Raw genomic sequence first — 22322 nt, 5'->3', positions numbered from 1 at the left:
GCACGGTCGGCGGCGTGATCGACGGATACTGCTCGATCGGCAGCATGTAGAGCGCGACGCCGCCGATGATCATCGTCACGATGGCGATGACGTTCGCGAAGACCGGCCGTTCGATGAAGAAGCGAGAAAACAAAGCAGCGAACTCCTAGACGACATGCTTCCAAGCACCGGTTCCAAGCACCGGTTCCGCCGGTCGCGAAGCCGTTAATCGACGTGTTGCGCGGCGGGCTTCAAGGCCACGCTCGGGCCCGACTTCTCCGCCGTCGGCTTTGCGGCCGCCGGCTTATCTACCGAGGCAAGGCGGGTCGAGCCGGGTTGCTTCGCCATTTGTTCTTGGCGCTGAGGATCGACCGGAGCGCCCGGACGAGCCCGTTGCAAACCGTTGACGACGATCCATTCGTCGGGCTTCACCCCATCGGCGACGACCCGCATCGTGCCGACGGCGGTGCCGAGATGCACCGGGCGATACTCGACGACGTTCTTCGCGTTGACCACCAAGAGATAGTCGCCGCGCTGATCGCGAGCGATCGCCCGTTCGGCGACGAGCATCGACTTCTTCGGACTCCCGATCGGCAATCGCAAACGGACGAACAAGCCGGGCACAAGCGAGCGATCGGCATTCTTAAAGACCGCGCGGCGCTGTTGCGTGCCGGTGCCGGGATCGGCGCCGAGCTCCGAAAAGTCGAGCGTCCCTTCGTAAGGAAACTCACCGTTGCTCAGGAGACTCAATTGCACTTGCTGCGCAGCGGGCGGGGCGGCCGGCTTCGCATCGGGCTCGGCACGGTGCAGCTCCATCAAGCGCAGCACGTCGCTCTCGCTTACGTTGAAGTAGGCGTAGATGTCGTCATTGCTTTCGATCGTCGTGAGGATCGTCGTTTCGGCTTGCACGAGGTTGCCGACGTCGACCAAGCGCCGGCTGATGCGGCCGTCGATCGGCGCGACGAGTTGCGTGTAGCTCAGGTTCAACTCGGCTTGCGTCACCATCGCTTCGGCGGCGGCGACGTCGGCTTCGGCGGTTGATTTGTTGGCGTTCTTCGTATCGAGCTCCGCTTCGGATAGCGCACCCCGTTTCACCAGCGGAACGGTCCGCAGCAAGTCGGCTTCCGCCAGCGACAACGAAGCTTGGGCCTTCTGACGATTCGCTTTTGCGGAAGCAAGGGCCGTGACGTAAGGGGCCGGTTCGATCACGAACAGGACAGTTCCCTTCTTCACCTCGGCGCCGTCTTTGAAATTGATCTTCTGCAAATAGCCGTTCACGCGGGCCCGCAGGCTGACGGTCGCCGTGGCGCGCGTCGCTCCGGTGAATTCGAGGTAGTCGACCACATCGTCGCTGAGAGCGCGAGCCACTTCGACCTGCGGCGGAGGAGGAGGGACGAACTGATTGGGCTTTTTGCAGCCCGAGAATGCGGCCGCAGCCACGATCGCGAGCGAAAGACAAGCCCGCAGGGAGCGCGGCGGCAGCGTGAAGCGAACGAGCATAGAAGTGGTATCCTGGCGATCGGCAAAGCCCGAACCAGGATCGAGGTCTGGTTCGTCCGGATCGGCGCATCCACGGTTGGCGCTAACGATTATGTTAGGACAAAAGATGATGGCCTGCGGTTCGATGACGATATACTATAGATCGGACGGACCAGTCCGTCCACGTCAGTTTTCTCCGACATTGCTCTTCGTAACTAGAATCTAGGACGACACTTACTCAGAAACATTTCCCCCACTTTCTACTAGGCGATCGCCTTCGTTCGAGAGTGGTGGAGTGCTCGCATCGCCCGCATGACCCAATCTGAAAAACCACTGCCCGACGCTCGCCTCGGCGCTGAAGAAATGCATGCCAAGCGGACGCTCGAGGTGCTCAACGCCGCGATGACGGTCTTCTCGACCCAAGGCTTTGCCGCGGCCGATGTGCAGGAAATCGCCGATCAAGCCGGTGTGGGGAAGGGGACCGTCTACCGCAGGTTCACCAACAAGGAAGGGCTATTCCTAGCGACCGTCGAGCATGCTCGCCAATGGCTCCTCAAAGAACTCGATCAAGCGGTCGATGCGTCGACCTGCCCGCTCGAGCAAATTCGAGTCGGCATCCACACGTTCATTACGTTTTTCGATTCCCACCCGGAAGTCGTGGAGTTGTTGATTCAAGAGCGAGCCCATTTTCGCGGTCGGCACAAAGCGACGTTCTTCGACGAGCGGCCGAAAGAAAATCAGAAATGGATCGCGCTCTTCGCCCGCCTCGTAGAGGAAGGGGTGATGCGCGAACGGCCGGTCGAATTGATCGACGAAGCGATTTGCAACTTCGTCTTCGGGACGATGTTTCTCAACTACTTCGCCGGCAGAAAGAAGCCGCTCGCGCAGCAAAGCCAAGAACTGTTCGACGTCCTGTTCAACGGTCTGCTCACGCCGGCATCCGCCACAGGTGAAGACACCGTGAACGGCTCCGCTTAGCGGCCGAAAGCCCGACGAACTTGCCGCGCGAAGAACGCGTTTCTCAGTAGGCCAAAGTAGTAGGCACGTTCCACGTGCCGTAACCACAAGGGCCGTAGCAGCGCAATCCACGATCGAGTCTCGATCGACACGGCACCGTTGCGGATCGCCGCCACACCTGGCATGAACGATTCCGCGGCGGCGGCACTGAGACCGTCGCGGCTACGGCACGTGGAACGTGCCTGCTACTTTTTCAATTCACCAACAAGAAGTCTTTCGTGTTGAGCAGGGCCCACATCAGGTCTTGGGCCGCTTCGAGGCGGCGGTCGGCGTACGACTTGATGAACGCCGTGCCGGCTTTCGTCTCCGCGTCGCTCGGGCGGCGAGCCAGCGACCAGAGATAGAGTTCCGTCACCAACTCTTCGTCGTTCGTCAGCTGCTTGGCGAGCTGAGCGACCCGGCCCGTCGGATTGCCGACGCGGCCGAGGATGCCGGTGCCGTTGATGAGGTGCAGGGCTTGCAGCATGTTCGAGCCGTTGTCGCGCTCGCACTCGCAGGCCTCCATGCGTTGCGGCTTGCCGAACAGATTCAGGAACGGGCTCGTGACGTTCGCGTCCGGCAGCTGCGCTGCGCGGAAGCCTTGCGGCGCGCCGCCGAACGCCTCGGGCACGTTCGTGGCCTGCACGAGCGAATCGAGCAATGCCTCGGCCGGGATGCGCCGCGGAACGGCATGCGAAAAGTTCTGCTCGTCGTGGCGGTTGCTCTCGTTCGGAGCGCCGGTTCGCTGGTAGGTCGCCGAAGTGACGATGCGCCGCATCAGATGCTTCACGTCGAACTTATGGGCGATGAAGTCGGCCGTGAGGGCGTCGAGCAAGAGGGGATTGATCGGCGGGTTGGTGCTGCGCACGTCGTCGACCGGGTCGACGATGCCGCGATGAAAGAAGTAGCTCCAAATGCGATTGACCATGCCGCGGGCAAAGAACGCATTGTCGGGCGATGTAAGCCACTGGGCGTAAGCCGCGCGACGATCGACATCGGCCGGCAACTCCGGCTCGGCGCCGCCGAGAAAGCGGGGCGGTTGCGGGCGGCCGGTGCGCGGGTTCACGGCCGAGCCGACGGCGAAATTGACCTGCACTAGCTTCGCGTTCTGAATGCCGGGGAACCGTACGTCGGGGCGCGTCGTCACTTGGCTGAAGAAGCTGCCGAGGCCGTAGTAGTCGGCCTGCGTCCAGTTCTCCAACGGATGGCTGTGGCAACGCGTGCAGAGCATCCGGACGCCGCAGAAGACTTGCGTGGCCCGTTCGACGGTGTCGTTCGTGTCTTTGCTGATCGCGAAGTAGGTGCTCGCCGGATCGTCGATCGCGCCGCCGCGGGCCGTGAGAATGCGGCGCACGAACTCGTCGAGAGGCATGTTCGACGCGACCGCGCCGCGCAAGAATTCCCGGAAGAGAAACACGGAGTTGGAGCTCACGGAGTTGCGGGAGTTTTGCAACAGGTCGCCCCATTTGAGCGACCACTGGTCGACGAACTCCGGCCGCTCGAGGAGCGCGTCGATCGTCGCTTCGCGTTTTTTCGGAGCGGCATCGGCTAAGAACGCGCGAATCTCTTCGGGCTTCGGCTGCACGCCGATCAGGTCGAGATAGATGCGGCGCAAGAACTCTTCGTCGCCGGCCGCAGGGGAAGGGGCGATGCGGAGGCGATTGAGCTTCTCGACGACGGCGCGATCGATCAGGTTGTCTTGCGGCACCGGCGTCGGGGTGAAGTTCGCCGCGGGGGATAAGACGATCAGGCCCGTCGCGGCGAAGGTGCGCTCGAAGCGGGCGACGATCGCCGTCTCGCCGACTTCGCCGGCGACGATCCGGCCTTCGTCGTCGACCCCGGCGAATTGCGGATTGTTGACGGCGAACATCCCGAGCCGCGTCACATCGCGGGTCGAGCCATCGTCGTAGTGGGCGGTGAGTTGCAGGCGATAACTCTTGCCGGGGCGCAACACCAGCTTCTCGGGCATCAGGCTCACGCGGACGACGCGGCGCGGATCGTCGAGATCGCTCGGGGCTCCTTGCCGCGACCAGTTCAAAAGAATCTCGTCTTGCAGACTCCCGCGCGGGAAGCGAACGCCTCCTTCGTGCACGACATCGCCGCGCGGCTTCGCGACGAGCAGACTCCCCACCGGATTCTCGAAGTCGAGGCGCCGGCCGTACATCTCTTTCACGATCGCCGGATAATCGAGCTCCGGATCGGAGCCGCGCAGCGAGAGCTTGAAGCCGTTCTTGCCGAGAGAGTAGCCGTGGCACGCACCCATGTTGCAGCCCCCTTTGGTCAGCACCGCCATAACTTCATGACGGAAGCTGTACTTCGGCTCGACGGCCGGCAGCTGCGACTTCACCGGTACGGTAAGCGTCCGGCCGGCGACTTCGATCGTGACCTTCGTTTCGCCGCCGGCGACGGGACGAACCCAACCTGCGGCATCGACCACGGCGACTTTTTCGTCGGCGCTGCGGTACTTCGCCTCGGCATGCAGATCGACCGAGAAACCATCGGCCGTGGTGCCGAAGACTTGCAACGAACGAGGTTCCCGAACGTGCCGAAGCTCGAGCGAGAGGGGGAAGACCGACACGGCCTCGAGCTTCGATTCCGCTTTCGATTCCGTTTTCGATTCGGGAGCGGCGGCCACGGGCTCGGCGGCGAAGCACCCGAAGAGGGCGAGCCCACAAAAAGTAATGCAAAGACGAACCGATAAACGAAACATAGCGTTTTACTTCTTCGGAGTGCTGCTGGAGGGTTCGACGACGACGGCGAATTCCGTGTCGCGGCTGCGCACGCGGACGGCCGGCTGCTTGGCATCGGGAGCGAGCGAGGCGGAGAGCTTAAGGCCGGCGATTTTGCCGGCCGGCGTGGTCGGGGGAAGCACGAGATTGAGCGTGAAGTCGTTCGCGTCGGCCTTCACGATCACCGGCGCGACCGCCGCAATGGTCGGCGGCAAACCGGTGAGGGCGACGGTCACTTCGCCGACGGCCCCTTCGCGGCGTTCGATCTTTCCCTTGAGCTCCAACTTCGCGCCGGTCTTGGCATCGAGCGCCGCGGGAACCACGACAGGGCCGTTGAGTTTCAACGCCACGGGCAAGCTTAAGGGGAGCCGCTTCACCGGAGCGAACGAGGTTGCCAGGACCGTCTTTTTATCGGCCGCCAATAGCTCGGCTTGCACGCTCACGTCGTACGTCGGGTTCATGATTTCCGGCGGGATCAGCACGACGATCTCTCCCGTCCCGACCTTCGGCGCCAACTCGACCGGCTTCTCGACACGGAGCGTTTTCGGCAGGTCGGGCTGATTGTTCACCAGCGGCGCGAGCTGGCTCGTCACGAGCGAGAGCCGAACCGTCGTCGTGTCGGCCGGCTTGTTTCCTTTGTCGTCGGCTTTGACATCCGGGCGCACGACCTCGAACGGCAACGTCAACTTCTGCGCGGGAATCAATCGTGCGTCGGCGGGCAGGCCGCGCCATTGGATCGTGAACGGGCCGGCGCTTGCGCCGGTCGGTGCGATGGCGAGCTCCGTCGCGAGCCAAGGTTGCAAGCGCTCGGCCGGATGTCCCTTAAGCACGACCGGTCGGACGACATCTCCCGCCGCGCGGCCTTGCCATTCGGTAATCGCGGCGTCGGCCAACGGGCCGGTTCGTTCGATGGTGACGAGCGTTCCATCGGCCTCGGCGGGGATCTTGCCCCCTTCCAGCTTGACGCCGGCGGGCAATCCCTGAGCGGTTACTTCGATCTCGCCGGCGTAGCCTCGTCGCTCGGCGACGACCGGCACCACGACTCTTCCACCGGCCGGCAACGTTAGGCGTTGGGCGGCGGTCGAAAGTCGGAAATCGCCGGGGCCGCCCGACGCCGGTTCGATGAAGAGGCGATACGTCGCATCGACGCCGCCGCGTCCTTGCGCATCGACGACTCCGACGACGAGCGAAGTCGTCTTGTCGGGAACCGTATACTCGAGCACGGGGTCGATCGTGCCGACGCCGTCTTCGCCGCGCGTGAGCAAGGCGTCTTTCTCGCCTCGTATGACGATCGCCGTATCGACGGGAGAGCCGTTCCGCTCGGCGAAGACTTCGAGGCGCAGCTTCGTATTCGGCGCGACGGCGATCCGATACCGATCTTCTTCGCCCGGCTTGAGCAACCGGCCGCTCACGCCGACCGGGCCGCTCGGCAACTCTTGAACGTTGCCTGGCGGGCTCGACGTCGGTTGCTCGATAAGCTCGGGACAGGAACTCGTTTGCACGAACGGTCGTGGTCCGCTCCAAAGGCCCGACTTCGGCGCAGGGAAGGGGAGCGTCGACGAGCCCGGCATCGAGGCCATGTCGATCCGTTCGGGAGGCGAACTGCCGACGAGCTCGAAGGTCGCGCGTCCGCCGCTCTTCACGACCGGAGGAAACACTTGATCGGCCGACGACCAACGGCCTAGGCGAAGCCGGAAGTAGCTGCTCGCAGGCGCGGCGTATTCGAGATCGTGAACCGCAACCGTGTAGGTGCCGTCGGTCGGCAGCGTCGCCATGAGGCGGGTGTCGCCATAGAGGGCCGGCGAGGGCCATGACCATCCGATCTGCGCTCGCTTAGGTCCGTAGAGATGGACGACCGGTCGAAGCTTGCCGCCGAGCCGTTGCGATTCGACCTCGGCCATGAAACGCTCGCCGGCCTTGCCCGTGAACTTCGTTTCCAAGGGAACGCTGCCCGATGCCGTGCCGTGCAAGGCGGCGGGGAGCTGCGTGGTTTCGGGGGCGAGCGGTCGTTGAATCATCCGATCGACCGCGATGACGACCGGCAAGCTTACGCCGCCGTCGGTCGTGAGCCGGAGGTTGTAGTAGCCGGGCGCAATGTCGTCGGCGAGCGTGACGTCGAACACGGCCCGCTTGTCGGTCGCCCCTTTCTTAAGCTCCTGCTTCGCAGCGAAGGGGAGCATCAGCCGCGGGCCCTGCACTGGAACAACAACATCCTTAGCGGCAACTTTTGCGTCCTTTGCGGCGGGGCTTACCGCAGCAGCGGGCGGAGCGACAGTGAGTGGAGCGAGAGGGCCGAGATCATCGCCGTCGATGATGAGGGTCGTCGTGCCGCCGAGTTGCAAGCCGCGCACGTCGAGCAAGCGAATCGTCGGCTCGACGGCCGAAGCCGAGGCAACCCCCAGCGCGCTCCAAAGCAACGCCGCGCACAGGCCGCGCGCGACGAACAGGGTGCGCGGCGGCGTGGCGGAACGGGCCGGCGGCGGCTCGGCGCTAGCGAAAATCGTGGCTCGCAAGGAACCGACTCCTTACGAGAACAGTTGGCGAATCGGTTCGGCTTCGACCAAGCGGATCGGTCGGTCGCCGGGGCCGGGCATCATCGTCGTTTCGAGGTTGATGCCCATGCCGTGATAGATCGACGCGAGCACTTGCGGCGGCTCGATCGGATTATTGGCTGGGGCCGAGCCGATCTTGTCGGTCGACCCGATGACCTGACCGCCCCGAATATTGCCGCCGCAAAGGAAGTTGGTCCACGCGCCGGGGTAATGGTCGCGGCCTCCCTTGGGGTTCAAACGCGGCGTGCGACCGAACTCGCTCAGCACCGCCACGACCGTATCGTCCAACATGCCGCGCTGTTCCAAATCTTCGATGAGCGCCGTGAACGCGAGATCGAATTGCGGGCAGAGGTGGCGTTCGTAGTCGAGATAGGTATTGTTCAAGCTACCGCCGTCGGCGTGCATGTCCCAACAGGAGAGATTGAAGACGGTGTCGAAGTGGTTGACGGTCACGTAGCGCACGCCCCCTTCGATCATCCGGCGGGCCATCAGGCAGCTTTGCCCGAAGGTGTTGCGACCGTAGCGATCGCGGAGCTTCGGCGATTCCTTGTCGAGGTTGAACGTCTCCTTGGCCTTCGGCGACGTCAGCAATTGAAACGCGCGATCGTAGGAACTTTCGTGCATCTGCGTGCTGCGGCTTTCGTTGCGGCGCTGCAAATCGTCGAGCTGCGACAGGAGCTTCTTCCGGGCATCGAGTCGGGTTTCGGTGTGCCCCTTGGGGGCTTCGAGATCGGAGACTTTGAAGTCGGGCTGAGCCGGATCGGAATTGAGAAAGAACGGCTCGTGCGCGCTGCCGAGATACGCCGCGGTTTGTCCGTGTAAAGGGCCTGCGCCCGTGTTGCCGATCGGAACCGGCAAGATCACGCTCGCCGGCAACTCGCTGCGCTGACCGAACATGCGCGACACGACCGCACCGCTATGCGGCTTCACCGTGTCGGCCGTGAAGTCGTGGCCGGTCATCATCCAGCGTTGGCCGTTCTCGTGCGTCGCGCCGGTCTTGTGATGCAAGCTGCGAATCAGCGCCACGCGGTCCATCATGCGGGCCATGAGCGGGAAGTGTTCGCAAATCTGAATGCCCGGCACGTTGGTGCCGATCGGCGCGAACTTGCCGCGCACTTCGGCCGGCGCGTCGGGCTTCATGTCCCAGGTATCGACTTGTCCGGGCGAACCGACGAGGAAGATCGTGATGCAGTTCTTGATCTTCGAGCTGCGCCCATCGACGGCTCCGGAGGCTTCGAGCCCGAGCAGGTTGGTGAGCGTCATGCCGGCCAAGCCGGTCGAGCCTGCTTGCAGAAAACTACGACGCGTGACGCCGTGACAAACCGGAACCTTCACGTCACCGATATGCAGCATGATTACTCTCCCGTAATGGGATGGATAAGGCGAGGGTCTAGGGGCGGTGGCGAGCGGAGCAGGGGGCCGCGCTCGGGCAGGCAGGCGGAACGAGCAAGCAACTCGAAGAACAAATCGGTGAGGCAGGCGTAGCAGGCAGGGGCTTCAGTGCGTGAGGCGTGCGTGTCAGATCGTATAGCTGACCTTGTTCGAGATTTCGATGAACTTGCTGTTCACGAACTCGCCGGTCGGCGTCTTCTTGTAATCGACATACTTCCAGCTTTGCAGCACGATTTCGTATTTGCCCGGCGTCGTGTCGGGATGTTCGTAGCTGGTTTCGGCGCGGGCCGGCGGGGTGGCGAGCACCTTGCCGTCGCGACGAACTTCCCATTGCAGACGGAGACCCCAATCGTGCGTGACGTCGTTGCGGACGACGCGGCGACCCTCCAGACGAATCTCGGCCTGAGGGACGACTTCGAATTTTTGTTCCATGCCAGCGACTCCTAAGAGACCCTTTCGGATTGCCTATCAAGGATCGTTGATCTATCGCTTCGCGTCAAGCTTCGGCGCTCATCCGGCGGGGGGCGGGGGAGTATTTTGCGGGGAAACATCGATGCTTGTCCCCATGTCGGAATGTGCCGCCGCTCCCTAGCCGCAGCCACCGGCTAGCGATCACTTCATCGGGGCCAGGTGCTTGGCGGCGACCGGTCGCACGAGCATGTCGGCGACGAAGCCGATGACGAGCAATCCGGCCATCAGGTACATCGTCGAATCGTAGAGCGAGCGCGAGGGGTCGAGCGTGCCGAGCGGGGCGAGTTCGAAGAGCTTCGCGAGCGTCACGGTTTTGCGTTCGACCAAGAGCGGCAAATCCGCCAACGGGGCGCCGAACCGCTCGGCGAACTTGTCGGGCGAGACGACGTTCGCCAAGGCTTCGATCGCGCGCTTTTCCGAATGTTGCCGCAACGCGGTAATCGCCCAAGGACCCAAGACTCCCGCCGTGCTCCAAGCGGTTAACAGCCGGCCGTGAATCGCGCCGACGTTGCGCGCGCCGAACAGATCGGCCAAGTACGCCGGAATCGTCGCGAAGCCGCCGCCGTACATCGTGAAGATGAGCATCGTCACGCCGTAGAACAGAACGAGCGGCGCCAGTTCGTGCTCGGGGCTTTCACGTCCGACGATCGACGGGATCGCCGCATAGAGCGCAGCGCCGACGCCGAAGAAGATCGCATACGTTCGCTTTCGACCGAGGAGGTCGGACATGCTCGCCCAGAAAAAACGGCCGAGCATGTTGAAGACGCCGATCATCAGCACGTAGGTCGCCGCGAAACGGCTATCGACGATCGCCGGCAAAGCGGAGCCGAAGATTTCGGTCATCATCGTCTTCGCGACCCCGAGGACGCCGATGCCGGCCGTGACGTTGAAGCAGAGCATGATCCACAGCAAATAGAACTGCGGCGTTCGCAAAGCCGCGTCGGGATCGACATCGCGCACGGCGATCATACGCGCTGCCGCCGTCGCATCGTCGCGAGGAACCCAGCCGGCCGGTCGCCAACCGGCGGCCGGGACGCGAAACGACAATGCCGCCGCGAGCATGATGACGAGATACGCCGCGCCCAAGGTTAAGAACGTCGCGGCGATGCCGACGTCCCCCGTGCCGACGACATACACTCCTTCCGGACCGGGCACGACCATCTGCGCGGTTTCCTTCGCTCCGACGACGACCACTTCGCGCCGCTCGCCGGCGATGGTCGCAAAGCGGCGGCCGGCTTCGGTGATGAGTGCGACATCCGTCGCACGTCCGAGATACTGCGGCGCTTCGTAGCACGACTGCATCAAGCGTTCTTGCAAGGGTGCGGCAAGAATCGCGCCGCCGCCGAAGCCCATGATCGCCATGCCTGCGGCCATGCCGCGGCGGTCGGGAAACCACTTAATGAGCGTGCTCACCGGCGAGACGTAACCGAGCCCGAGCCCGCAACCGCCGATGACGCCGTAGCCGAGATAGAGCAACCATAATTGGTGCGCGGCGATGCCGAGGCTGCCGAGCAGATAACCGCCGCTCCACAAGAACGCCGCGACGACGCCGACGGTGCGCGGCCCGACGCGCTCCAACCATTTCCCCGCCACGGCTGCCGACAGACCGAGGCAAACGATCGCCACGGTGAAGACCCAAACCACTTGCGGCAGCTTCCAATCGTCGGCGGCTGGGACGACGACTCCGCGGATGCGCATCAACGCCGGATTGAAGATGCTCCAGGCATACGCTGCGCCGATGCAGAGATGAATCGCGATCGACGCCGGAGGAATGCGCCAACGGTTGAAGTCGGCCGGTGCGACGATCCGCTCGCGCGAGAAGAAGCCCGGTTGCGACATAAACGGTTTGCTCGTTTCTCAGGCGTCAACGAACACGAAACTAAAGTTTGTGTTTGAATAAAATAGTGTAACATGACGCGGAAAACCACAGCATTGAGCTTCATCCAAAGTTTTACGACAGCGAGGCCCGCCATGACTACGCGAGGAACGACACTGACGTCTCGAATCGGTGCGCCGGTGCCGATCATGGTACTCTTGTTCGTGTCGATTTTCGGAATGCCGTCGACCGGCGCATGGGCCGCCGATCCTCCGACCGCGGATGCCGACTTAAGCGTTTATCGGAACGAGTTGAGCGCGCTCGGCAAGCGACACGTCGAGCGTTTCGTGCCGTTTTCTTTTAAGTATCCGAAGCACTGGAAGGCCGATCCGAAAGCCGGGACCGATCAGAGCTCCAACTTCGTGAAGTTCGAACGTCAGGCGGTAGCCGCCGACGGGGAAGTCACGACGCTGGAAAACCTTGCCGTCGGTGCGCTCGAGGGGATCGTCCCCGGCGACATCGGACGCGAGCTGATGAAAGCGCTCACCGAACAATTCCGCGGGCAGTTCGCGAACGGGTTTCCGAACTTCAAGGCCGAGCCCGATCGAGATCTGAAGTTCGGCACTTATGCGGGCTTCGGCTTCGACTTCTCGTTTCAAACCGACGACAAGAGCGTCGGAGGTTGGGGACGCATCGTGCTGCTCCCCGCCTATGTCGTCGAGCAACCGCGCGGCATGCTCATCGTGATGATCGCAACGACGGCGGCGCCGGAGCTTAAGACTGCGGCCGACCTCGGAGTGAAAGGGGAACTACCGACGCTCATCGCTTCGTTTAAGGCCGGCAACGCGCCGCTCGCCGGTGACGACGCCTCGACCCAAGTGAAAAAACTGATCGAGCAAACGGAAATCATCTTGGCTCGCAAGACGCTCAATCAGGCCAAAGATCTCGATGCGGCACTGGCGCTGATCGACGAGGCGATTCGCTTAGCGCCCAAAAATCCGCGGGCGCTGGTCGTACGGTCGGAACTGCGGGTCGCCAGAGGAGAGTATCCGCAAGTGATCGTCGACTTGGATGCGGCGGTTGCGGCGGCTCCCGAAAACGTGCAGTCGCGACTCGTGCGCGGACGCTACTTGCTCCGCATCAATAAAGCGAAAGAGGCGGCGGCTGATTTCGAAGAAGCGATTCGCCTCGCACCCGACGCCGCCGAAGGTTACTCGGCCCGGGCGAAATTGCATTTGGACGAAAGTCGCATCGATGCTTCGCTGAAAGATTACGACACGGCGATTCGGCTCGACTCAAAGAACCTCCAAACCTATTTAGGGCGTGCCGCGGCGCGCTACCAGAAGGTGAATTACGGCTCGAAAGATTTCACTCTCGTCCTGGCCGACTACGACGCCGCGATCGGACTCGACCCGAAGTCGACGGATGCGTTGGAGTCGCGAGCACAGCTCTACGAGCAAATTGGCAAGCTACCCGAAGCGGTTCGCGACTACGATGCGCTGCTTCTGTTGCAGCCGAACTATTATCGAAAACGAGAGCAGCGCGCGTTGCTGCTCGTGCGCATCGGAGACTACGATCGGGCCTTGACCGAAATCACCGAGCTGCTCAAGTCGGACACGCGCGACGCGCTGTATGCCCACCTCTACAAAGCTCGGGGCGATGCCTATTGCGGCAAGAAGGACTATGAAAAAGGAATCGCCGACTTCGACGAAGCGGCGAAGCGAGCTCCCCGCTTTCAATTCTTGCGCATGGAGCGCCCTGAAGCGTGGGTGCCGGCCGAGCAACTGACCGCCGCATTGGCCGACGCCGATGCTGCGATCAAGGCGGCACCGAAAGAACTCGCCGAGTTCGAGCGCCGGGCCAACTATCGCTACCTCAAGAAAGACTATGCGGGCGCGATCGCCGATTTCGACGTCGCCTTCGGCACCGAGCCGACGCAAAGCTTTTTAGTAGCGGCCCGCGGCTTCGCCAAATTGCATCTGCTGCGCGACCGCGAGGCCCGCGACGACTTCGACCTGGCGGTGAAGCTCTTCGAAGCAGAACCGAAAAGCGAACGCTTCCCCGAGAAGGACGACTTTCGCGCCTTCCTCGACCAAGCCACGGTCGACATCGAAGCCCGCCGAAAGAAGCCGGCACCTGAGAAGCCGTAGCCGGCAACGTTTAATAGACACTTAATAGACACCGTTGATCGAAGCAACCCCTCACGCTTCTACGATTCACGAGCGACTCACGAGGTCTCTATGGCTACCGATCGTCGTCGATTTCTCGGGCAGGTCGCGGCGCTCGCCGCACTCGGTTCGAGCCGCGCCTTCGGTGCCGAGCCGAAGCTTGCACTCGGTGCCAACGCCGATCTCGGCGGCCGATTGCTGCTGCCGGCAAGCGATGAATGGAATCGCGACATCTCGCAAGATGCCGTCGATCCGCTGAGCGACGCCCTCATCGCGTCGATCGGCGCAGAGAAATCGTTGCACGAAGATTTCGGCTCGATCTGGCAGGGGATGCCGGCGGGGATTCCTTATTACATCGTCGGCGGAGACCAACCGCGAGTGCCGGTGAGTTTCGAATACGCCGACGAAAGCGATCCCGGGCCGTACCCGATTCCGCCGGCAGCGCCGATCGAAGGGGGCCCGAAGTCGGACGGGGATCGGCATGTGCTCGTGCTGGATCGAGACACGTGGAAGCTCTACGAGTTGTTTCATGCCTTCCCCGAAGACGGTGGCAAATCTTGGCGCGCCGCGAGCGGAGCGATCTTCGACTTAAAGAACCCGAAGCCTCGCCCCGCCGGCTGGACGAGCGCCGATGCGGCCGGTCTTCCGATTCTGCCCGGCTTGGCGCGCTACGATGAAATTTGCGGTCAAGGGGTGTTGAAGCACGCGTTGCGATTCACCGTAAAGAAGTCGCGCCGCGCGTATGTGTCGCCGGCTCGGCATTTCGCCAGCCCGCACAAAGACGAGCATTTGCCCCCGATGGGAATGCGCGTTCGCCTCAAGGCCGATTTCGACGTCTCGGCCTTCCAAGGTGCGGCCCGCGTGATCCTCGACGGCATGAAGAAGCATGGCCTGATGCTCGCCGACAACGGCGGCGACTGGTTCATCAGCGGCGCACCCGACCCGCGTTGGGTTCACGACGAACTGGTGCCGCTGCGGAAGATCAAAGGCCGCGACCTCGAGGTCGTCGCCATGCAGGGGCTTGTGACTCGTTAGATTTTTTGCGGCGTGCATCGGATGAAAAAGATCTCCATCGACGGTAATCGCGCGCGGCGGAAGCCCGCACGATCGAAGAGCGATGAGCTCCGGTTCGCGATCGGCCGCAGCGCGCTCGGCGCGGTGCTCGTGGCGACCGGTACGAAAGGGGTGGCGGCGATCTTGCTCGGCGAGAATCCGAGCTTTGCCATCGAAGCGTTGCAGCGGTGTTTTCCGAAGTCGCAGTTCGTCGAAGGGACCAGCGACGACGAGGCCCGCTTAGCGAAGGTGCTGGCGCATATCGAAGATCCGCCGCGTCCGCTCGGTCTCCGGCTCGATCTGCGGGGAACGGCGTTTCAAAATCGGGTGTGGCGCGTCGTGCAGCGAATTCCGGTCGGGAAAACGCTGACATATGCCGAAGTGGCGAAGAAGATCGGCGCGCCGCGAGCCATGCGGGCCGTCGGCAGCGCCTGCGCGAATTGCCATCACTACTTCGCCGTTCCCTGCCATCGCGTCACGCCGAGCGGCAACTCGCCCCCCGCTAGGCCACGGCCGGGAGCCGATCGGCGCCACGCTTTGTTGCAACGCGAGCGGAAGCTGATCGGCGCCGAAAGCTAGGACTTGCGCCTACCAACGCTTACCATGAGGGACCGAGTGCGTGGGTCGCGATCCCTCAGACACCTTTCCCTGCAGCGCCTCATGTGGCTACGAATTTGTATTCCGCTGTTGGTCGTCGTGGTCGGTGCGATCGCGTCGGTAGTCGGCTCTTCGGCCGAATCGCCGCCCAAAGCACAGATCAAAACGCAGATCACATCGCCGGCTGAAATCGCGGGCTATGAAACGGTCGTGAAACCGTTCTTCGTGCGGCATTGCCACAAGTGCCACGACGCCGCGAAGTCGTCGGGCGATTTGCGCATCGACGATCTGGCGTTGGATTACACCTCGCCGAAAGTGATGGGGCATTGGGAAGAGATCATGAACCGGATCAACTCCGGGGACATGCCACCGAAGTCGGAGCCGCGACCTAGCCCGACGGATGTCGCCGGCCTAGCGGAGTGGATCGCAGGCCAGCTGCACGAAGCCGAGGCAGTCCGTCAGACGGCCGGCGCGGAGCGAATCGCCTTCCGTAAGCTGACGCGCGAGGAATACGCGAACTCCATTCGCGACTTGCTCGGGGTCACGTTCGACGTGAACGGCCCGACCGGACTGCCGGAGGATCCCGATTGGAAGGGCTTCGAGCGAATCGGGTCGGTCCTTTCGCTTTCGCCGGCGCATGTCGAGAAGTATCTTGCCGCCGCCGAGATGGTGCTCGACGAGGCCCTCTCGCTGAGGCCCGAACCCAAACGCGAATTGATTCGCTGGACTCCGTTTGAGATGCGCTCCGGCTATCTGCGCAAGGAGTTCGAGGCGCGCGGCATCGCCGATCGAGTCCGCTTGGATCTCAATCCGAATAACCATGTTTCGGATACTTGGCCCTTAGAGCTCAAGACCGCCGGCGAGTATCGACTGCGCATCAAGCTTAGTGGGCTACGGCCCGAAGGGGGCATCGCGCCGCGATTGAAGGTCTATCTCTCGAACATCGACAAGACGGTCTTAGAACAAGACGTCGACGCGCCGGAAGACAAGCCGATCACGCTGGAAACACGCGTCCATCTCGCCGCGGGCAAGCATCCGGTGCGACTGGCGAACTCCGTTCCCGGTCCTGAGCCGGGCTCGCGCCGCTCGCGCCACGGTCCGGGCGGCGTCGCCTTCACCGACATGCGAAGCCGCGCTCCGTGGCAGCTGAAGCTCACCGACGACGACTATCGACCGATCCAACCGACGCTCATTATCGACAGCGTCGAATGGGACGGCCCTCTCTTCGACTCCTGGCCCACCGCGGCGCATCGACGTATCTTCTTCGACGACGAAGGCGCGAAGAAAGGTTTCGACTACGCACGCCGAATCTTGGCCCGCTTCGCCGAGCGCGCCTGGCGACGACCGGTCGAAGACGAAGAAATCGAGCGGTTGCTCAAGCCGGTCGAAACGTCGCTCCTACTCGGCGACTCCTTCGAGACGGCCGTAAGGCAAGGGCTCGTTGCGGTGTTGTGCGCGAAGAGCTTTCTCTATTTGGAAGAAGGTCGAGCGGCAGATCAAAGCGACCGCCTCACCGCTTGGGAACTCGCCTCGCGGCTCTCCTTTTTCTTGTGGAGTGCGCCGCCCGATCAGCCGCTGCTGGACTTGGCGCGGACCGAGAAGCTGCACGATCCCCAAACATTGCTCGCCGAAGCACGGCGCATGCTTGCCGATCCGAAATCGGCCTCGTTTGCGCAAAGCTTTCCGCGTCAGTGGTTGCAACTACGCAAGGTGGGAATGTTCGCGCCGGACAAGGCTTTGTATCCCGACTACGACGACAACCTAGAACAAAGCATGCTCGCCGAGACGATCGGCGTGTTCGGCGAAGTGCTGCGCGGGAACGGAAGCATTCGCGACTTCTTAGACTCCGACTGGACGATGCTCAACGAACGCCTCGCAAAACACTACGGTATCGCAGGTGTTCGCGGCGATCACTTGCGGCGCGTTGCGTTGCGGCCCGAGCATCATCGGGGCGGCGTTCTGACGCACGCCTCGATTCTCAGCCTCACGTCGGACGGCACGCGGCATCGGCCCGTGCATCGAGGGACGTGGATTCTCGAGTCGATCATCGGCAAGCCCCCTCCACCGCCGCCGGCGAACGTTTCGGCCTTGACTACGGCAGCCCCCGATCAAAAGAAAGCCGGCGTGCGCGAGAAGCTGGAACTGCATCGCTCCGACCCGAATTGCACGGCTTGCCATAATAAGATCGACCCGCTGGGGATCGCCTTCGACAACTACGACGCGATCGGACGTTGGCGCACGGTCGAGACGTTGAAAGACGGCACCGGCGCCGACCCGACGCTCGATCCGAGCGGCCGGCTTGCCGACGGCCGCGCCTTTCAAGACAGTGCGGAACTCCGCAAACTGCTCGTCGCCGATGTCGATAAGTTCGCCGCTGCGTTGAGCGAAAAGCTCGCTACCTACGCGCTGCGGCGGAGCCTGACGTTCGTCGACCGCGAGGCGCTCAAGCCGATCGTCGCCCAAGCGCGGCGGCAAGATGATCGTCTCGTTTCGTTCATCGAAGGGCTTGTGACATCCCCGTTGTTTTCCAAACGCTAACCCTCGGTCGCACCCATGGCTCACATTCGATCTCAGCGATGGCTTCTCGATCGCCGCCGCTTCGTGCGCGGAGTCGGCGCTGCGCTGGCGCTTCCGTTGCTCGATGCCATGCTTCCGATTCGAGCTCGCGCTGCCGCCGCAGATGTGACGAAACCGCGCCGGAGCGTGTTCGTCTATATTCCCAACGGCGTCAACGGCATGACGTGGCAATGCACGCAAGCGGGCCGCGAGTTCGACTTGTCCCCGTCGCTCAAGCCGTTGGAAAAGCATCGGGCCGACTTAACGGTCTTCAGTGGGTTGCATCATCCGAATTGCCTCGGTCAGGCACACGTTTGTGCCGACACTTGGCTGACCGGGGCGAAGATCGAGGCGCAGAGCGGTCGCAAATACGAAAACTCGATCTCCTGCGACCAGCTGATGGCCGAGGTCGTGGGCCGACAGACACGCTTCCCTTCGCTGGAGCTCTCGGTTTCCGCGGGAACCGGTCAGCCGTTCAACTCGACGACGCTGGCGTTCTCGCGCGACGGCGTGCCGCTGCCGGCGGAAGACAATCCCAAGCTGGTATTTCAACGGTTGTTCGGCGAGGCGGTCGGCGGGGTCGAAGCGCAACGGGCGCAGCTCACCAAGCGCCGCAGCGTACTCGATGCGGTGCTCGAAGATGCGAAGTCGCTCCGGCTCGGCCTCGGGCAAGTCGATCGCTCGAAACTCGATGAGTATCTGCACTCGGTTCGCGACGTCGAGCAGCGCATCGAACGACTCGACTCTTGGCTCAACGTCCCCAAACCGGTCTTAAAGCGCAACGACTCCGAGCCGTTCCAGCGAGACGTTTCCAAGGCTCAGGCCGGCGACTATTGGCGCACGATGTTCGACCTGATCGTGCTGGCGCTGCGCACCGACATGACTCGCGTGGTGACTTATATGAACGGCAGCGAAGTCATCGGACTCGCCATTCCGGAACTCAAGATCACACAAGGTCGTCATAATCTTTCGCACCACAACGGCGATCCCGTCGTGCTCGAACGGCTGGCGAATAGCGACGCGTTCATCATGCAACAGTTTGCGCACTTTCTCGACTCGCTGCGTGCGGTTCACGACGGCGACGAGCCGCTGCTGGATCGGACGATGGTTCTGCTCGGGAGCGGCATGAGCTACGGGCACAGCCACAGCAACAGCAACTTGCCGATGCTGCTCGCCGGCGGCCGGGGCTTAGGACTCAAGCATGGGCAACACATCGACTACAACCGGCCCCACTTGAAGGACGGCTACACGCTCAGCTACGACGAATGGCGCGCGTTGTGCGGCAAGCCGAAGGATGAAAAGGCGCGCCTCAGCAACGTCTTGCTGACGATGCTGCAGAAGATGGAAGTGAACGCCGAGAAGTTCGTCGACAGCCTCGGGCCCGTGAGTGAATTGGTCTAGTTGTACGAATCGAGTTGCTATGTTTCGCAAATTGGGATTAGGCAGCGTCGTCGTCGCTGCGATTCTTTGCAACCGGCTTACGGCCGGTGCCGACGACCTCGTCTTTCCTGCGCTGGGCTCGGCCCAAAGCGTTCGAGGGGAATTGGTCGGGGCGGACTTCATTCATCGCACCGGCCGCTTTCGGACCACGGACGGCGAGTTGAAGCATTTCAGCATGCCGCCGTACGCCATCATGAGCTACCGCGGCACCGAGTCCGACTTGCGCGATGTGCCGCTCGGAACGGAAATGGAATTCCTCTTGCTGCCCGATGAAGATGGCGGGCTCACACGCCTAGTCGGCACGAAACACGCAGGAACATTCGACGCGGCGCAGCGGAAGCGCTTCATCGAGTTCACGACGGCGCGAGGGATCGCCGGCCGGGTCGACCGCACCGCCGGCAAGACGCTGACCGTGACGTTTTTCAGCGGCGATCCCGAGTTGTTCGCCACGACCTGGGACCGAGATTTCGCGCAGGGAAAGGAGGTGCGCGTCTGCGTCGGCAACGACGAGCTGCGCACTTGGCAACCTACTTCGTGCTCCGAACGGGGAACGATCGTCGAGGTCGGGAGCGTGCCGGTCGAAGGTTATGGGTGCAGCGGGCGACGCGTCGTGATCCAAGTGAACAACATGCTCGAAGGATTTCGTCGCGGCCGAGTCGTGCGCGTCTTCGGGGCGGGTTGGAAATTGCAGAACCAATTTTTTCAAGAATGCTTGATCAACTACGGCTACATGCATCGGCCGACTCCCGACTTCCGCGAGTGCCTGGCTAAGCACTATCCCGATCAATTTCCGTATCGCACCGACTACGGAAATCGACAGCTCCCTTGGTTTCAAGCGAAGGAAGGCAGCCAGCCGCCGATGTATTCCGAGCATGTGATGTTCGGAGAACTAAGCGATGTCGATGCCGCGAACGGAAGCGGCGAGTTCAAGGCCGAGCCGACCGGCGAGGCGGTGAAGTTCACGATGCTCGACACGGGCTCCAGGTCATCTGCCGTCCGATTTCAGACCGACAGCTTCGAGGAAAGCCGGTCGAAACTCGCGGACTTGCAACTCGGCGTTCGCTACCGCTTCCACATGTACCAAGATGCCGAGGGTCGTTTCACTCGTTGTGGTTTCATCTGCGACGACTACAGCCAGGCGACGCTCAACGGCTTCCGCTATCGAATCCGCAATCTCGATCTCGAGCGAGGACGCGTGGAAGTCCAGTGGCAAAGCTTGCCGGTATTGAACTACCAGAAAGATACGGAAACGCCGCCGCCTTACGGGCAGAGCGTTCTACGATTGGTCCCGGAGACGCGAGTCTGGAAAGGGAAGACCGCGGCGGCGTCCAAAATGCTCAAGGTCGGCGACATGCTCAAGTTCAACGCCACGGGCGAGTTCGCCGGCCGCCCGTCGCACTGCGTCGACGTCTGGATCGACGACGGCTCCGGCGGCAAAGCTCGCTAGCGCTTCGCTGCGGTCGTGCATCCGGCTTATTTGCCGATGCAATACAAATACTTATCCGAACGGATCAACAGTCGCGAGCCGTCGACCGAAGGACTGCCGTTGAAAATGCTGCGATCGCGCAGTTCGTTCGCCGCCAGTTGCTCGAACTCCGGCTTGGCCGCTAAGACGAACGTCTTGCCGTCGCGCGTGAGGTAATACAGCCGGCCGTCGGCCAGTAGCGCCGAAGAATAAACCTGACCCGCACGTTCCAACCGTTGCTCGTAGACGATCTCGCCGCTATCGGCCTTGGCGCAGTACGCCGTGCCCCGCTGCTCGTGCATCCAATACAAATGGCCGTCTAAATAGACGGGAGAAGAAACGTTCGAGCCCTTCATGCTCGTCCATAGGCGATGCGACGACGTCACGTCGCCGTCGCCGCCGGCTCGTACGGCCAAGGCCGCCACGCCCGAGCGACCGCCGAGGCAGTACACCACCCCCTCGTGGGCCACGACGCTCGGGACCATGTACCAACCGATGTCGGTCTTGCACGACCAAAGTTCCTTGCCCGTCTCGGGATCGAATGCCAAAACCTTACCTTGCGTCGCGACGATCAATTCTTTTCGTCCGGACGTAGCGGTGATCACGAGCGGCGTGTTCCACGCTTCGCGAATGCCGCCGGTGCGCCATTTTTCGGCTCCGGTTTTTCGATCGAGCGCGATGAGCGATTCGCTTTCGACGCTGGCGTTGATGAAGACGAGGTCCTTGTAGAGGACGGGAGAAGCCGAGGTACCCCAGCCGTTCGTCTTCTCGCCGACATCGGCTTGCCACAATTGTTTGCCGGCGTGATCGAATGCGAACACGCCCGACTTGCCGAAGAACGCGTAGATCCGCTCCTCGTCGATGGCCGGCGTGTTGGCGGCAAAACCATGATCGCGAATCCGGCTCTCTTCAGGAAGTTTCGCGGGCACAGGCGTGTTCCATATCAAGCGGCCGTCGGCGCGGTTCATCGCGAGCAGATTGCGTTTCAGTTCTTCGAGGCTTCCTCCCTCTTCACCGGGAATGAAGTAACCGGTGTAGCAAGTGAGGTAGATCCGATCGCCGAACACGACCGGGCTCGATGCGCCGGGGCCAGGGAGTTCGACTTTCCACGCGATGTTCTCGTCGGCGCCCCAAGTGAGCGGCAGCCCCTTAGCCGCACTGGTTCCCATCCCGGTCGGGCCGCGGAACCCAGGCCAATCGCCGTCGGCGGAGGCCGTCGATTGAGACGCAAACTGTGCCGGCGGCGCCGCGCGTGCGGCTTCGTTGACGGCGACGGCTACCGTCGTCTTCGCCGAAGCAATAGGTTTCGGCGCTTCCAACGATCGGACTGGCTCGACCGAGGCAGGGGATGCCGGCAGCTTTGCGATCGGCGCGATGGGCTTGGTCGACTTCGCCGACGCGACGGGCTTAGCCGGCTTGGCGGGTTTGGTCGACGCAACGGCTGCCGAAGCTTTGGGAACCTCGGCCGTGTCCAGTTGCTTCTGTTCGCTACAACCGAGCCACGACAGCGACCCGATCAAGAGTGCGAAACCGTGAGGTCGACGGAACAGGCGACTATCGAAGAAGCGGCGAGCGAGCATCGTTAAATTCCAAGAGAGAGATAAATCGGTTCGATCGTTTGATTCATAT

At 62.5% G+C, this 22322-nt stretch carries 15 protein-coding genes; 7 read left to right on the top strand and 8 right to left on the bottom strand.

Annotation, left to right across the window (positions count from 1 at the left end; all coding sequences use genetic code 11):
• Together K8U03_14900 and K8U03_14895 are read right to left on the bottom strand one after the other, a co-directional pair.
• On the bottom strand, positions 1-133 hold a 133-nt coding region (locus tag K8U03_14900; GenBank protein ID MCE9606183.1), incomplete at its 3' end, for an efflux RND transporter permease subunit.
• 71 nt (positions 134-204) lie between these two features.
• Positions 205-1479, bottom strand: a complete 1275-nt coding sequence (locus K8U03_14895; protein MCE9606182.1) for an efflux RND transporter periplasmic adaptor subunit — start codon at positions 1477-1479, stop codon at positions 205-207.
• Between the two features lie 291 nt (positions 1480-1770).
• Here K8U03_14895 and K8U03_14890 point away from each other — a divergent pair, with 291 nt between their 5' ends.
• Entirely contained in the window at positions 1771-2436 is a 666-nt protein-coding gene (locus tag K8U03_14890; protein ID MCE9606181.1) for a TetR/AcrR family transcriptional regulator, read from the top strand.
• Positions 2437-2668: 232 nt separating this feature from the next.
• Here the strand turns inward: K8U03_14890 and K8U03_14885 are convergent, their stop codons facing one another.
• The 5 genes from K8U03_14885 to K8U03_14865 all read right to left on the bottom strand — a co-directional run bounded on the left by K8U03_14885 (position 2669) and on the right by K8U03_14865 (position 11437).
• The gene (locus tag K8U03_14885; protein ID MCE9606180.1) at positions 2669-5164 is read right to left on the bottom strand and encodes a DUF1549 and DUF1553 domain-containing protein; all 2496 of its coding nucleotides are present in this window, start codon (positions 5162-5164) and stop codon (positions 2669-2671) included.
• Positions 5165-5170: 6 nt separating this feature from the next.
• Positions 5171-7696 carry a hypothetical protein gene (locus K8U03_14880; GenBank protein ID MCE9606179.1) on the bottom strand — a complete coding sequence of 842 codons (2526 nt, stop codon included), beginning with the start codon at positions 7694-7696 and terminating at the stop codon, positions 5171-5173.
• Positions 7697-7708: 12 nt separating this feature from the next.
• A complete protein-coding gene (locus tag K8U03_14875) occupies positions 7709-9088 on the bottom strand; it encodes a DUF1501 domain-containing protein (protein MCE9606178.1) in 1380 nt (459 codons plus the stop codon).
• A 165-nt stretch (positions 9089-9253) separates the two neighbouring features.
• Complete coding sequence (locus K8U03_14870; GenBank protein ID MCE9606177.1) at positions 9254-9559, bottom strand: hypothetical protein; 306 nt, start codon at positions 9557-9559, stop codon at positions 9254-9256.
• 180 nt (positions 9560-9739) lie between these two features.
• Positions 9740-11437 carry an OFA family MFS transporter gene (locus tag K8U03_14865; protein ID MCE9606176.1) on the bottom strand — a complete coding sequence of 566 codons (1698 nt, stop codon included), beginning with the start codon at positions 11435-11437 and terminating at the stop codon, positions 9740-9742.
• Positions 11438-11569: 132 nt separating this feature from the next.
• Between K8U03_14865 and K8U03_14860 the strand changes: the two genes are divergently transcribed.
• The 6 genes from K8U03_14860 (at position 11570) to K8U03_14835 (ending at position 20675) form a co-directional block, all read left to right on the top strand.
• Positions 11570-13564, top strand: a complete 1995-nt coding sequence (locus K8U03_14860) for a tetratricopeptide repeat protein (GenBank protein MCE9606175.1) — start codon at positions 11570-11572, stop codon at positions 13562-13564.
• Positions 13565-13654: 90 nt separating this feature from the next.
• A complete protein-coding gene (locus K8U03_14855; GenBank protein MCE9606174.1) occupies positions 13655-14617 on the top strand; it encodes a hypothetical protein in 963 nt (320 codons plus the stop codon).
• Between the two features lie 21 nt (positions 14618-14638).
• Complete coding sequence (locus K8U03_14850) at positions 14639-15214, top strand: methylated-DNA--[protein]-cysteine S-methyltransferase (protein MCE9606173.1); 576 nt, start codon at positions 14639-14641, stop codon at positions 15212-15214.
• Between the two features lie 81 nt (positions 15215-15295).
• Positions 15296-17770, top strand: coding sequence for a DUF1592 domain-containing protein (locus tag K8U03_14845; GenBank protein MCE9606172.1), 2475 nt, complete (start codon positions 15296-15298; stop codon positions 17768-17770).
• Positions 17771-17785: 15 nt separating this feature from the next.
• Complete coding sequence (locus K8U03_14840; GenBank protein MCE9606171.1) at positions 17786-19189, top strand: DUF1552 domain-containing protein; 1404 nt, start codon at positions 17786-17788, stop codon at positions 19187-19189.
• 19 nt (positions 19190-19208) lie between these two features.
• The gene (locus K8U03_14835; GenBank protein ID MCE9606170.1) at positions 19209-20675 is read left to right on the top strand and encodes a hypothetical protein; all 1467 of its coding nucleotides are present in this window, start codon (positions 19209-19211) and stop codon (positions 20673-20675) included.
• A 26-nt stretch (positions 20676-20701) separates the two neighbouring features.
• Here K8U03_14835 and K8U03_14830 read toward each other — a convergent pair whose 3' ends face one another.
• On the bottom strand, positions 20702-22273 hold the full coding sequence (locus K8U03_14830; GenBank protein MCE9606169.1) for a PQQ-binding-like beta-propeller repeat protein: 1572 nt from the start codon (positions 22271-22273) through the stop codon (positions 20702-20704).
• Positions 22274-22322 lie beyond the last annotated feature (49 nt).

This window comes from Planctomycetia bacterium (assembly GCA_021413845.1).
Classification (GTDB): Bacteria; Planctomycetota; Planctomycetia; order Pirellulales; family PNKZ01; genus PNKZ01.
This window is presented reverse-complemented; position numbering and strand designations above follow the sequence as displayed.

What these genes read in the sequence shown, in the direction of transcription:
- K8U03_14895 (MCE9606182.1), bottom strand. Translation starts at nt 1,479, where the DNA reads ATGCTCGTTCGCTTCACGCTGCCGCCGCGCTCCCTGCGGGCTTGTCTT.
- K8U03_14890 (MCE9606181.1), top strand. Translation starts at nt 1,771, where the DNA reads ATGACCCAATCTGAAAAACCACTGCCCGACGCTCGCCTCGGCGCTGAA.
- K8U03_14885 (MCE9606180.1), bottom strand. Translation starts at nt 5,164, where the DNA reads ATGTTTCGTTTATCGGTTCGTCTTTGCATTACTTTTTGTGGGCTCGCC.
- K8U03_14875 (MCE9606178.1), bottom strand. Translation starts at nt 9,088, where the DNA reads ATGCTGCATATCGGTGACGTGAAGGTTCCGGTTTGTCACGGCGTCACG.
- K8U03_14870 (MCE9606177.1), bottom strand. Translation starts at nt 9,559, where the DNA reads ATGGAACAAAAATTCGAAGTCGTCCCTCAGGCCGAGATTCGTCTGGAG.
- K8U03_14865 (MCE9606176.1), bottom strand. Translation starts at nt 11,437, where the DNA reads ATGTCGCAACCGGGCTTCTTCTCGCGCGAGCGGATCGTCGCACCGGCC.
- K8U03_14860 (MCE9606175.1), top strand. Translation starts at nt 11,570, where the DNA reads ATGACTACGCGAGGAACGACACTGACGTCTCGAATCGGTGCGCCGGTG.
- K8U03_14855 (MCE9606174.1), top strand. Translation starts at nt 13,655, where the DNA reads ATGGCTACCGATCGTCGTCGATTTCTCGGGCAGGTCGCGGCGCTCGCC.
- K8U03_14850 (MCE9606173.1), top strand. Translation starts at nt 14,639, where the DNA reads ATGAAAAAGATCTCCATCGACGGTAATCGCGCGCGGCGGAAGCCCGCA.
- K8U03_14845 (MCE9606172.1), top strand. Translation starts at nt 15,296, where the DNA reads ATGTGGCTACGAATTTGTATTCCGCTGTTGGTCGTCGTGGTCGGTGCG.
- K8U03_14840 (MCE9606171.1), top strand. Translation starts at nt 17,786, where the DNA reads ATGGCTCACATTCGATCTCAGCGATGGCTTCTCGATCGCCGCCGCTTC.
- K8U03_14835 (MCE9606170.1), top strand. Translation starts at nt 19,209, where the DNA reads ATGTTTCGCAAATTGGGATTAGGCAGCGTCGTCGTCGCTGCGATTCTT.
- K8U03_14830 (MCE9606169.1), bottom strand. Translation starts at nt 22,273, where the DNA reads ATGCTCGCTCGCCGCTTCTTCGATAGTCGCCTGTTCCGTCGACCTCAC.